This is a genomic window from Clostridium sp. ATCC 25772 (assembly GCF_001573875.1).
GTDB classification, from domain to species: Bacteria; Bacillota; Clostridia; order Clostridiales; family Clostridiaceae; genus Clostridium_J; species Clostridium_J senegalense.
On the sequence record NZ_LFRG01000027.1, the window covers coordinates 1 to 14,015 of the forward strand.

Sequence of the window (14,015 nt, forward strand, 5' to 3'; positions counted from 1 at the left end):
AATCTTGCAGTACCAACTGATTGCCATAACTTTTGTTCCTGTTCTTTAGTTGGATATAGTCTAACTTTCTTGGCTAGGATCACTTTCCAACAACTCCTTAATCATTTTATTCACTTTATTAGCTCTTTTACCTTGAAGTGTACAACTAAAAACTGTAACAATTTGAATTAAATCTTCAACTAATTCTTGTTCCTCGGTCTTTTCAGTATTGTCTATGATTTCAATAGTTGTTCCGTACTTATTACATAGATTTTCTATGATTTCAAAACCAAATCTTAATAATCTATCTTTATATAGAATTACTATCTTTTCAACTTCTGAATTAGTTATCATGTCTATTAACTGATTTAATCCTTTTTTACTGTAGTTAATTCCACTTCCTATGTCTTGTATGATTTCAAATTGATAACCTTTAGCGTACATATATGTCTTAACATTTTCTATCTGTCTTGCTAAATCATCTTTTTGTTTATGAGAACTAACTCTACAGTATCCAATTACTTTTTTAGTTTCAATGCCTTTTATGCCTAAAAAATGATTAAGTTGCTCTTGAGAATAATATCTATAGCCACTAGGGGCAACATGTTGTGGCTTTAATACACCTTTTTTATCCCAATCTCGCAAAGTTTGAGTTGTTCTTCCAATAAGTTTTGAAAATTTCCCTATCGAATAATATTTCACTTATATCACCTCTTGAATTGATCACACTACAAATAATATAAAAATCCAATAAAGTTTTATAAATTTTTATAAATTTATTTCAACAGTTACCTTGCCCCATAATATACAAACATTTATTTTCTTAAATGATAGCATTTCCCATATAAACAATCAACCTATTAAATTTTTCTGAGCCAAAATGAATTATTTAAACAAAGTTGTTTTTTTATAAACATATGTCAAATCATAGTATCTTTATATTTATATCCATTTAGTCCATATTTCCTTTTTCTACTACCAATACTCTACTACATTTATTATCTTCTGATATCCATAAATGCACACTTTTTTCTTCTTTCTTTATTAGATTTTTGAATTCATCCATGGTAATTTTATTATATATGAATGTTGATTTTTGAATATTTCCATTAGGTGAATACTTATATTTTCTTAACTGAAGAAATAATTTAGTATTGTTATCTATTATATATTTATCTTCATTACTTTGAACTTTATAATTATCATCATAAAATCTTCTTGATTTGTCTATTAGGATACTATCATTATCCACATCTATACACACCGTTTGTATATCAGCACTATACGCATCTACACCTTCTAATATTTCCTGATTAATAACTTCTACTTGTGCTGGAAGAATATTAGGTTGGTATAAATATAATGATAATAAACCACATAAACCAAATAAACTTAAAAATGAAAATGTAGCTATTCTCATCTTTATTTTTATATCAATTCTTTTCAATATTTTAAAATAAATAAACATACCTATAATACCACCAAAAGTATTTAATACTACATCATCTATATCACTTGCACCTAATCCTATAATATATTGAAGAAATTCAAATAATAAACTTACTCCAAAACATATAAATACAGTCTTTTTTTTATTTATATGTTTAAATAATGCTGGCAACAATATTCCTAATGGAATAAATAGTGCAAAATTACCAGCCACATTTTTCAAAGCTACATCTATAGTCACATCTTCAGTAAAATAACTTTCAATAAAAGCAAAGGGCTTTAAATTTAATGAGCGTAACTCAGTAGTAAACCCGTATTTAAATAATACAATTTTTAATAATGCCAAAATATATACTATAGCAATTACCCATACTCCAAATGATAATACATTATTTATTTGTTTTTTTAATTCTAAATTCATTATTATTCCTCCTTAATTATATAAAAAATACACATCTTACTTTTATACCTACATGATATCAAAATAAGATGTGTATTTTTTTCATTATTTAGTAAAGTTTTCTTATGTTTTTCTTCTTAAAATCATACGATTTTCTTACAATAAACTTGGAAGATAAATCTCAAATCTAATTTCTTCTTCTTCACTATATGCACTTATTGTTCCTTTATGAGCCTCAATAATTTTTTTTGCTATTGCAAGACCTAACCCTGCGCCTCCTGTTTTAGTTCCACGAGAACTATCTAATCGATAAAATTGGTCAAATATTAGATTTAATCTTTCTTTAGGAATAACATTTCCTTTATTACTAAAACACATATATATTCCATCAGATTTTTTTTCTACTATGATTTTTATTAAACCATTTTCAAAACTATAATTAATAGCATTTCTAATTAAATTATCAAAAACTCTTTCAATTTTATTAACATCACATTTAAACTCAATATTAGAAGTAATCTGCAAATCACATCTAAGATTTTTCGTTGCTAACATTGGCTTAAATTCATAAACAATCTGTTCAATCATTCGTGTTAAATTAATATTACTTAATTCAAGAGTTAAATTACTTAAATTAAATCTTGTAATATCAAAAAATTCGTTAATTAATTCTTCTAATCGCTCAGCCTTTTCTAAAGATATGTTTAAGTATTTTTTTCGAAGTTCATCAGATATATGTTCTTCATCATTTAATAAGTTTAAGTAACCAATAACAGATGTAAGAGGAGTCTTTAAATCATGAGCAAGATACACTATTAAATCATTTTTTTGCTTTTCTGATTCTTTTGCTAATTGTGCATTTAGAATAGTTTTCTGCTTTATCTGATTCATTTGTTCTTCTACTTCTTTCAATTCATCTGGAAAATGCATTGAATTATCATCATTTAATATAAGTTGTTTACTTGCATCCATCATAATCTCTATATGACCTAATGATTTTTTCCAATAATACAAAATAACAAATATAATATCTATTAGCCAAACGAATATAACTAAGCAAGGTAAATAATACTTAATCATCTGTGCTAATATATATACTGTTTCATCCCCATAAAAAGTAAATTGATGATATGTAATAAACATTAATATTAGTATAACTCCTAAAGCTATACTAGATAATAGTATGGTAATAAAAATTTTTGCTAACACTATATTTTTTAAACTTTTATTAGTCAATTGTTTTTCTTTATTCAATGGTATAGCCAACTCCCCATACTGTTTTAATAAATTTAGGTTTTCTTGATGGCTCATTCATTTTTTCACGAAGTCTTGCCACATGAGCCATTACTGTATTATTATTGTCTAAATACTTTTCTTTCCACACCGATTCAAAAAGTTCTTCTGACGAGACTACTCGTCCTTTATTTTCACATAAATACCATAAAATCGAAAACTCAATAGGTGTCAGTGTTATTGTTTTTCCATATAAGCTACATTTATGGTTATCATTGTTAATTATCAATCCATGAAAATCATATTCACTTTTCCTACATTCAAATTTATCCTCTGAATTTTTTTTATTATATTTTTTATATCGTCTTAACTGACTTTTAACTCTTGCCAATAGTTCCAATGGATTAAATGGTTTAGTTAAATAATCATCAGCCCCTAAAGTTAATCCTGTTATCTTATCAATATCCTCAATTTTTGCAGTTAACATAATTATAGGGAAAAAATACTTTTCTCTTATTATCTTGCATATCTTAAATCCATCAATATCTGGAAGCATAACATCTAAAATTGCAAGGTCAAAATCCACCTTATCTAAAGATCTTAAAGCTTCCTTTCCTGTATAAAATTTATATACATTATAATTGTCATTTTGCAGATAAACTTCTACTAAATCTGCAATGGACTGTTCATCATCTACTAATAAAACATTCAAGTTTTTAGTACTCCTTTCATTTTTCAACTAATCAAGTTTAAATTTTACTTATTAAGTTATTGTATTTATTATACATTAATACCATTTATTTTTCTATATTACAACTATATACTATATTTATAACTTTTTAACTTTTTTAACTTTTAATAATGCTATTTTTCAATTTTATCTTCATTTTAATAATAAGTATTTTTCTCATTATTAACCAGTAAGTTTTAATCCATGAAGATGTTTTCCAATTTTTTCATTTTTATCTTAATACCTTTTACTAAGAAAATTGCACATAAAAAAAGGAGCTATCGCTCCTCTGACCTTCAGTTAGTTTTGCAACAGTCCCTTTAATAATTCTTATTTGATAAAACTATCTTACATACTTTAATAATTTTTGTGGTATAAGATTTTTAATTTTATTTGGTAATATATTTATTTCTTTTTTAGATACACCACCTAATAACACTATTACAACACTATATACTATAATAGCTACAGCTATAGCTACTATCATTGCTATAACATTAAATATATATCCATTAGATATTAATCCTAAAACTTTAATAATTCCATTATAAGTAAAATACGTTGCTATTCCCATAAAAGCTGATGCTATTATAGGTCTTATGGTTGGAACTATGCATCTAACTCTAACTCTTAACACTCTATTTATAAGCCATTGATTAAGTATAAACATTATAGCAAATGATACTGTGCTACTTATTATAGCTCCATATACGTTAATTCTAGGAATTGAAACAACAAAATAATTTACTATTATTTTACCAATCATACCTATTGCACAAAATATAGTTGCTGCCTTTACCCTATCAAGACCTTGAAGTATAGAAGTTTGAAGATATACTATTCCCATTATTACTAGTACAAAAGAACCATAAATTAGAAATGATGATATTTCTTGATCTAATTTAAGTGTACGTAATATTGGCTTACTTAAAACTGCAAGTCCTACTGCTGAAGGTATTGAAAATAAATACATGATCTTCATAGTAGAATTTATGCTAGTTTTTACAGATTTTCTGTCTTTAACTGCATTGTATGTAGCTATCATCGGCACAGCAGCTACAGATATAGAGCTTAATAAGCCTAATGGTACATTTATAAGCGTTGTATATTGACCATAAAATCCCCATAAAACATCTTTTTGCTTTTCTGTATAACCCAATACGTCAACCAATGTTCCTTGTACCATTTTTACATCTATCATTCCGCCTAATTGTTGTATAGCAATAGCTATAGTTATTGGTATTACATAAAATAAAATTTTTCTTAAAATTTCTTTGTTACTATCTCTTTTTATTTCTTTCTCTATTTTAATATGTGCTAAACCCTCATAACCTCTACGATTATAGTAATTTATAAAGTATACTAGTGCTAAAAGTGCGCCAAGAGTAGTTCCTACTGTACCTCCTGCAACACCTAATTCTAGTGAAAAACCTATTAAAATATATGCAAAAAGTAAGCTGAACACTACATTAGCTACCTGCTCCATAACTTGAGAAACCCCAGTTGGAACCATATTCCCAACGCCTTGAAAATATCCTTTATAAGTACTTAATACAGTAGTAAAAAGCATCGTTGGTGCAATTGCCATAAGTGCATATGTGGATCTTTCAGTATTCATTCCTCTTGTTATTGGTCCTGCAAATACAATTAAAATAGTTGTTGATAAAATTCCAATTCCAATTGCAAGCAATCTAGATATTTTAAAAGCTTTAATTGCATCATGTTTATTACCAACTGATGCATATTCAGCAATTATCTTTGATATTGCCACTGGAAGACCTGCATTAGCAATCATATATATATATGCATATATTACATAACAAGCTTGATATATTCCCATTCCGTCTTGGCCTAATATAGCTCTTAAAAATGGCAAATATAAAATAGACATAATTTTTGTCATAAACATACATATACTTAATATAGCCATACCCTTAGCTGCAGATTTAGTATCAAAATTCGAATTGCTACCCATGAAATTTTCCTCCACTAAAACTTAAATACGTCTGTCTTTATTTTCTTTAAAATAGGTGGAAGTGATTCCGCTATGGTTTTATTTTTTAAGTATGTTAACTTGTCTCCTGTATCTTTAAATATTACTTTATAAGCATATAAAAATTGATAATCTAATCCATATCTATTAACAAAGAAACTATTAAGCTTTTTCTCGCCATACTTAGTATCTCCAACTATTGGATTGCCTAAAAATGCTAAGTGAGATCTTAGTTGATGACTTCTACCTGTTAATAATTCTAACTCCACTAAAGAAAATATTCCACAACTTTGAATTACTTTTACTTTCATAGCTATTTTTTTAGTGTTTGGTTTATATTCTTCATAAACTTTAGATATATTATTATCTTCATTTTTAGATATATATGCTTCGTAGTAACCTTCTTTTATTTTCCCTTTAATAAGAGCCATGTAATATTTTTCTACTTTTCTTTCTCTTATCATTTCATTCATTTCTTTTAATGAAGAAAAATTCTTACCATATATAACAATACCTGATGTATTTCTATCTAATCTATTACAAGGTGCTGGTGTAAATGTGATTTCCTTTTCTGGTTCATAATCTCCTTTGTCATAAAGATAAGATAAAACATAATCCGTAAGTGTTGATTCCCCATTTTTTTTATCACTATGTACTAAAACTCCTGGCCATTTTTCAACCATCAATATATTTTCATCTTCATATGTAATTTTTAGTTTATTATCAATTCTCTCAAAATTACTTTTTTTCTTTTGAGAAGCTTCTGTCTTTATTTCTCTAATTTCAACTACATCTCCATCTTGAAGAGAATACTTTTCTTTAATTTTTTTTCCATTTACTTTAATATCACCTTTTCTAAAGGATTTGTAAATAGCACTTAATGGTACATCTTTTAAAAGCTTTCTTGCAAATTTATCACATCTTTGCCCAGCTTCATTCGGTCCAATGTTTATTATCATATATCTTCCTCCTAAAAATTGTATACGGTAAATTTTTATATAAGCCATATCAAAAGAAATAAGAGACCAAAGATTCAAAGCATATTTGACCTCTTATTTCTTTAATTATACCTAAAATTAAAATGTTAATTTCATATATTCATTAATTATTTAAATAATTTACTATCATATTTAAATTAGTAGCTATTCCTATTTTAAGACATCCCTCATCTATATCAAATAGACTACTATGGGCTGGATGTGTTATACCTTTTTGCTCATTCCTACATCCCAACCAATAAAACATAGCTGGAACTTTTTGTGAAAAGTATGAGAAACTTTCAACACCTAGTGTAGGTTCTAAAACTTCTTTTACATTATCATTTCCTAAAACCTCTCTAGAGGATTTACTAAATAACTTGTACATGCCATTATCATTTATAACACAAGGATATCCATCTATTAATGTTATTTCACATTTTCCACCTTTTATACTCACTATTCCTTCTATAACTTCCTTAAATCTTTTAGTTATATAGTCTCTATCTTCCATATTAACAGTTCGTATCATACCTTCAATTATAACTTCATCAGCAATAGCATTTTGAGCCATACCTCCATTTATCTTACCAACAGTTATAACTGCTGGAGAAGTTGGCGACATTTCTCTACTAACTAAAGTTTGAAGCATTAATATAACCTCACTAGCTATAACAATTGCATCAATTCCTCTATGTGGACTAGCTCCATGGGCGCCTTTACCAGTAATTTTTACTTTAAATGGATTTGAAGCTGCATAAACAGTATTATTTTTAACACCTATCATTCCACAAGGAATCTCCTCATTAACATGAAGCCCCATTATGGCGTCTACATTAGGGTTTAATAATACACCATCTTCTATCATAAATCTTGAACCGCCAGATGTTTCCTCTGCTGGTTCAAAAATAATTTTTATATTTCCTTTTAAATTATCCTTCATATTGTTAAGTGCTTTTGCAGTACCTAATGCTATAGTCATATGTGCATCATGCCCACATGCATGCATTTTATTCTCATTTTGAGATTTATAAATAACATTCTTTTTATCGATTATTGATAGTGCATCCATGTCCGCTCTTATAGCTATAGTTTTTCCATCTTTATGACCTTTTATAATTGCAACAATTCCACCTTTTCCAATATCCTTAAAATCTATATTTTCTTTTTGTAAAAAGTTCTTTATTTTTGCTGTAGTTTTAGGAAGGTCAAAATCTAGCTCTGGACTTTTATGAAACTCTCTTCTTAGAGATATTAATTCATTTTCAAATTCCGTTACAATACTTAAAAAGTCCATAAAAACACCTCTTTTCATAAAAAAATAATAGACTCTTGAGTCTATTATTCATAAATAAATATTTAAACTTACTACTGATTATATAACATAATTTCAAATACTTCAAGAAATAGCTAAATCATCAAGTTTTGCAGAAATTAAGAGCAGAATAAAATTCTGCTCTTAATTTCCATATTTAGATGAATATTCATTTAATAAGTTTTCTTTTAACTCCCAAAGATTTTTTGACAAATCAACATAATATGCATGTGGATTCTGGATTCTTAAAACCTCTGACCAAAGCTTGTTTCTCTCAACTCTAGCATATTCTCTTATTTCCATAACAGAAGGGCTAGTATAGACTTGTTTGCCTTTTTCAAAAATTTGAACCATTAAATCTTTAATATAATAGTCCTTAATTCTTTTTCTTTTCCATGTAAATGTAGGATGGAAAATTTCTAACGGCTCATTTATATCTATAACCTCATCATGAGTGCATATTAAATCAGCAATAGCCTTGTCTGTATATTTGTCAAAGATTCTATAAGTTCTTTTAAAACTTGGATTGGTTATTTTTTCTATATTTTCACTTATTTTTATTTTAGGTACTATCTTTCCATCTTCTTCTATACCTACAAGTTTATAAACACCACCAAAAACCGGTTCGCTTTTAGCTGTTATAAGTCTTTCACCTACACCGAAGCTGTCAATTGGTGCTCCATTTTCAATAACAGAATTTATTATAAACTCATCTAATGAATTTGATACAGTAATTTTAACATCCTCATATCCTGCATCATCTAACATTTTTCTAACTTCTTTTGTAAGATATGTTATATCACCACTATCTATTCTAACTGCTTTTGGTCTTTTTCCTAATGGCTTTAAAACCTCATTAAATACTTTGATTGCATTTGGAACACCAGATTTTAATACGTTATATGTATCGACCAAAAGAACTGTATTATCTGGATAAGTATTAGACCATGCTTTAAATGCTTCATATTCATTTTTAAATAATTGAATCCAAGAATGTGCCATAGTTCCTATAGCTGGAACTTTGAACATTTCCTCTGCTATTGTACATGCAGTAGAATTGCATCCACCTATTATAGCAGCCCTAGCTCCATATATAGCACCATCATATCCTTGAGCTCTTCTTGAACCAAACTCCATAACTGGTCTACCTTTTGCAGCTTCACATATTCGAGCCGCTTTAGTTGCAATTAATGTTTGATGATTTATAGTAAGTAACAGCATAGTTTCTATAAATTGTGCTTGCATTACAGGACCTCTCACTGTAACAAGGGGTTCTCCTGGGAAAACTGGTGTTCCTTCTGGAATTGCCCAAACATCACACTCAAACTTAAAATCTTCTAAATATTTTAAAAATTCTTCATTGAACATATCCTTTTCCCTAAGGTAATCTATATCATCTTTTGTAAAGTTTAAACCTTTAAGAAAATCTATTGCTTGCTCTACTCCAGCCATTATGCAGTATCCACCACCATCTGGAATTCTTCTAAAATACATATCAAAATAAGCAACAACATCTTGGACATTATTTTTTAAGTATCCATTCATCATTGTTAACTCGTAAAAATCTACAAGCATAGTCAAATTTCTTTGATTTTTAACATTAAAGCCTTCTGAAGTATTCATTTCTTCTCCCCTTACTGTTTTGTAAATTATGTGTTATATTATAACATATTACTATTATACAATCTATATAATAGTATTTTACAAATAAAATTTGTAACTATTTGTCTTTTATAATTATATTTATTCTAATATTTACTAAATTTACTAATAAGTATACGATAAATTTTATAAAATGACCATAGGTTTTTTATAAAATTTATTATAAATATAAAAAACTATAAATTAAAATTGTTTTTAAATAATAATCTTAAAACTCTAATTATAATTATAATTTTATATGAAATGAAAAATTTAAAGTAATTCATATTATCAAAGAGTATTAGCTTATTATTTTTTAATATGTAAAAAATTAATTTTGACTAAATAAGGAGCTGCTTTTTGTGTATAAAGAATATAAAAATCTCGATAATGAAAAATTACAAGCTATATTAAGTGATGAAACTAATACTTTAGTAAGTGCAGGCCCTGGCAGCGGGAAAACTACTGTTATAGTCTATAAAGTATATCATCTTATTAAATACAAAAATATAAATCCTAGAAATATAATAATATTGACTTTTACTAAAGCCGCTGCCAACAATATGAAAGATAGATATAAAGAACTTGCTAAAAGTGAGCACACCCCATTTTTCGGGACATTCCATGGTCTGTTTTATAAAATTCTAACCCATTATTATGGTGAAATTAAAATAATGAATTCAAGTGAAAGTTTTAAATTAATAAGAAGTTTTCTTTCTTCATATATGGATGAGGTTAGTGATGACAAAGTGAAGGAATATTTAAACGCTATATCTATTTTTAAAAGTAGTGGACTTAATCTATTTGAATTTGAAACAAAACTAGATAAAGATCTTTTCAAGAATGCTTATGAAATATATGAAAGCTATAAAAAAGAAAAAGGTCTATGTGATTTTGATGACTTACAAATAATGTGCAAACAACTTTTCATAAAAAACCCGAAGCTTTTAAATGGCTATTCAAATATGTTTAAATATATATTAATAGATGAATTTCAAGATTGTGATGAACTTCAAATTGAAATATTAAAAATGCTTAATAAGGACAATTTTGTATTTGCTGTTGGAGATGAAGACCAATGTATCTACTCTTTTAGAGGTTCTAAACCTAAATATATGATTACCTTTGAAGAAAACTTTAAGGACTCAAAAATATTATATCTGCAAACAAATTATAGATGTGCTAAAAATATAGTTTCTCTTTCCAATGATCTAATTAAACATAATAAATCAAGACGAGCTAAAACAATTATTCCATATAAAAAAATTGACGGGGATATTAGAGTTCTAAATGTAGAAAATGATACTAAACAAGGACTATATATAGCAAATCATATAGAAAAAACAGTCCTTTCTTCTAATTATAATTACTCTGATTTCGCAATATTATATAGGACAAACCTTGAAAGTAGAAGAATTATAGATACTTTCATTAAGCGCTCTATACCATTTAAATTAATAGACAAGGAGTTTAACTTTTTTAATCATTTTATCTGTAAAGACATTCTTTCATATTTAAAGCTTAGCTTAGATATGAAAAATAAAGACGCTTTTACTTCAATTATAAATAAACCTTTTAGGTATATAAGCAAAAATGCTATAGAAAAAATTAAAAGTTCTAAAATAGACATAGATTGTTTTGAAACTCTAAAAGAACTTGATAACATTCGTAGTTTTCAAATTAAAAATATAGATGAACTAAAATTAGATATACACAATTTGAATAAAATGTCCCTTGGGAGTGCAATTTCTTTTATTATAAACTCCTTAGGTTATTATGACTATTTAAGAGAATATACCTCAAGATTCAAAATAGATATAACAGATTTTGATAGTATTTTAGATGAATTTCAATCTATAGCCACTGAACACAGAACAATAGTAGCATTATTATCCTATATAGAGGAATATAATGATTTTTTACATTCTAATAAAAACAATAGTGATGGTGTTATTTTAAGTACAATCCATAGTGTTAAAGGAATGGAATTTAAAAATATTTTTATAATAAATGCAGTAGAGGGGTACATCCCACATGAAAGTAATATTGAGGATAATTTAGAAGAAGAACGTAGACTTATGTATGTTGCACTAACTAGAGCTATTGATAATTTATATATTTTAATTCCTTCTACAATTCAAAATAAAACTTATAAAATATCCCCTTTTATAAAAGAATGTAATTATAAATTAAAACTACCTTTTGATGTAAATGATACTGTAATTCATGGTAATAATAACGAAGGAATAGTTACTTATATTGATGAGGATATAATAGAAATTAAATTTACAGACCAATGTAAAAGATTTGATTTGAAAACATTAATAAACTATGACCTTTTAAGAAAATTACCTAAATAAAACTATATAATATATTTTAAAAGCATTATATTACTTTAAAATGATTATAAGAAACTGTTTCTAAAGAAATAAGCAAATATAATCATTAGTTAATAATATAATGCTTTTATTATTGAATAAATTCTTCTTAATTTGCAAAACATATTGTCGTTATTATATTTTAAGGGGTGACTATTTTGAAAATAACTTCTAATTTAAAAGAAAATATTCAAAACATTACTTCTGTATTAAAAGTTAAAGAAAGTTTTGATATAATTGAAAGAATTTTAGATGTTCATGATAAAAAAATCTATTTATATTTTGTAGATGGCTTTGTTAAAGATGAAAATTTAGAATTTCTTATACGTTCTTTATTATTCATGACTAAAGAGAGCTTTTCAAAATTTGAAACTTCCAACGATTTTATACAAAAGATGATATCCTCTATGGAGGTTAGTGAGGAAGATGATGTATCCAAACTATCTACATCTGTTTTATCTGGTCAAACAGCTATGATAGTAGAAGGTTTCCCTACAGCAATTCTTTTAGATTTACGTACATATCCTGCAAGAGGCCCTCAAGAACCTGAAAAAGAACAAGTACTTCGTGGCTCTAGAGATGGCTTTGTTGAAACAATAGTTTTTAACACCGCTCTTGTTAGACGTAGAATTAGAGATTCTAGATTAGTTTTTCAAATGTTTTCTATAGGTGAAATGACTAAAACCGATGTAGCTATTGGTTATATTGATGGGGTTGTTGATAAAAAAACCCTAGATATAGTAACCACTCAATTAAAAAACATAAAAGTTGATGCTTTAACTGTAGGTGACCAAACATTAGTTGAGTCCATCGCAGGGAAAAACTGGTTCAGTCCATTTCCTAAAATTAGATATACAGAGAGACCTGATGTTGCATCTGCCCATGTTATGGAAGGTAAAATAGTACTTTTTGTAGATAACAGTCCCTCTGCTATGATTTTGCCTACAAGTTTTTTTGACTTTATTGAAGATATAGACGATTATTACTTCCCTTTAATTACAGGGAACTATTTAAGACTTATTAGAAATCTTATTCTAATATTTACAGTATTCATAACGCCGCTATATATTTATATAGTTCAAAACCCTGGAGTTTTACCAGAAAACTTAAAGTTTCTACTGCCTAGCGATATATATCCAGTTCCGTTAGTACTACAATTTATACTATTGGAACTTTCTGTAGATGGATTAAAACTTGCGTCTTTAAATACTCCTAGTTCCCTTGGAATGTCTCTCTCAGTAATTGGAGCATTAATACTTGGTGAATATGCTGTTAATTCAGGTTGGTTTATATCAGAAGCTATACTATATATGGCTATTGTTGCCCTTGCTAGCTTTACTCAACCTAGCATAGAAATGGGTTTTGCTGTGAAGTTTTTAAGAATTCTAATTTTAATTCTTACAGGATTATTTAATCTTTGGGGTTTTGGAATTGGACTTATCTTATCAATAGTGCTTTTAGCTTCAACTAAAACATTAACTGGTGAACCTTATCTTTACCCACTGTTCCCATTTAATTGGAATGCCCTTAAAAACCTTATATTTAGAACCAGTGTATCCTCTAAACAAAAAATTAATAAAAAAAATGTTGTATAAGATTCTAAAGTTATTCATTTATCAAGTGAGAAATTCAGGTCAATACTTTACTGCCAATTAATAGTTTATTTTAATTAAGAATTAATATTTCTAATGCTAATCTTTCTATTTTATATAAAATTGCAAAGCAAATTATATTATTAGGTTAAAGAAAACCTTATTCCAGCTCCATCCTTAACTATTACCTTTTATCTATTAACTAACTATAGTTATACTTGTTTTTATCAACTGATAACAAAAATTTAATGAATGAACTTAAATATAATCTTGTATCATTATATAATAAAAATGTTTTAAGATGAATATATCATCTTAAAACATTTTT

11 protein-coding genes are annotated in these 14,015 nt (G+C 27.0%); 2 read left to right on the forward strand and 9 right to left on the reverse strand.

The genetic code is table 11. The annotated features are described in order from the left end of the window. The 9 genes from AZI32_RS18015 to AZI32_RS10860 all read right to left on the reverse strand — a co-directional run. On the reverse strand, window positions 1–83 hold an 83-nt coding region (locus AZI32_RS18015), incomplete at its 3' end, for a helix-turn-helix domain-containing protein (protein WP_157450895.1). After that, entirely contained in the window at window positions 61–681 is a 621-nt protein-coding gene (locus AZI32_RS10825) for an IS607 family transposase (RefSeq protein ID WP_061995857.1), read from the reverse strand. The genes AZI32_RS10825 and AZI32_RS18015, both read right to left, overlap by 23 nt. A gap of 250 nt (window positions 682–931) precedes the next feature. Then, the gene (locus AZI32_RS10830; RefSeq protein WP_061995858.1) at window positions 932–1,849 is read right to left on the reverse strand and encodes a VanZ family protein; all 918 of its coding nucleotides are present in this window, start codon (window positions 1,847–1,849) and stop codon (window positions 932–934) included. Between the two features lie 135 nt (window positions 1,850–1,984). Further along, complete coding sequence (locus tag AZI32_RS10835; protein ID WP_061995859.1) at window positions 1,985–3,082, reverse strand: HAMP domain-containing sensor histidine kinase; 1,098 nt, start codon at window positions 3,080–3,082, stop codon at window positions 1,985–1,987. Next, window positions 3,075–3,773: a VanR-ABDEGLN family response regulator transcription factor gene (vanR, locus tag AZI32_RS10840; RefSeq protein ID WP_061995860.1), complete on the reverse strand. Its 699-nt coding sequence runs from the start codon at window positions 3,771–3,773 to the stop codon at window positions 3,075–3,077. The genes AZI32_RS10835 and vanR overlap by 8 nt, the downstream gene beginning before the upstream one ends. A gap of 361 nt (window positions 3,774–4,134) precedes the next feature. Next, window positions 4,135–5,766 (reverse strand): polysaccharide biosynthesis protein, encoded by a 1,632-nt coding sequence (locus AZI32_RS10845; RefSeq protein ID WP_061995861.1) that lies wholly within the window; start codon window positions 5,764–5,766, stop codon window positions 4,135–4,137. A 14-nt stretch (window positions 5,767–5,780) separates the two neighbouring features. After that, entirely contained in the window at window positions 5,781–6,743 is a 963-nt protein-coding gene (locus AZI32_RS10850; protein ID WP_061995862.1) for an RluA family pseudouridine synthase, read from the reverse strand. Between the two features lie 142 nt (window positions 6,744–6,885). Further along, window positions 6,886–8,058 (reverse strand): M20 family metallopeptidase, encoded by a 1,173-nt coding sequence (locus AZI32_RS10855; protein ID WP_061995863.1) that lies wholly within the window; start codon window positions 8,056–8,058, stop codon window positions 6,886–6,888. 162 nt (window positions 8,059–8,220) lie between these two features. Further along, entirely contained in the window at window positions 8,221–9,699 is a 1,479-nt protein-coding gene (locus tag AZI32_RS10860; RefSeq protein ID WP_061995864.1) for a nicotinate phosphoribosyltransferase, read from the reverse strand. Window positions 9,700–10,079: 380 nt separating this feature from the next. Between AZI32_RS10860 and AZI32_RS10865 the strand changes: the two genes are divergently transcribed. Together AZI32_RS10865 and AZI32_RS10870 are read left to right on the forward strand one after the other, a co-directional pair. Further along, window positions 10,080–12,077, forward strand: coding sequence for an ATP-dependent helicase (locus AZI32_RS10865; protein WP_061995865.1), 1,998 nt, complete (start codon window positions 10,080–10,082; stop codon window positions 12,075–12,077). 176 nt (window positions 12,078–12,253) lie between these two features. Further along, the gene (locus AZI32_RS10870) at window positions 12,254–13,690 is read left to right on the forward strand and encodes a spore germination protein (protein ID WP_061995866.1); all 1,437 of its coding nucleotides are present in this window, start codon (window positions 12,254–12,256) and stop codon (window positions 13,688–13,690) included. The last annotated feature ends 325 nt before the right edge of the window (window positions 13,691–14,015 follow it).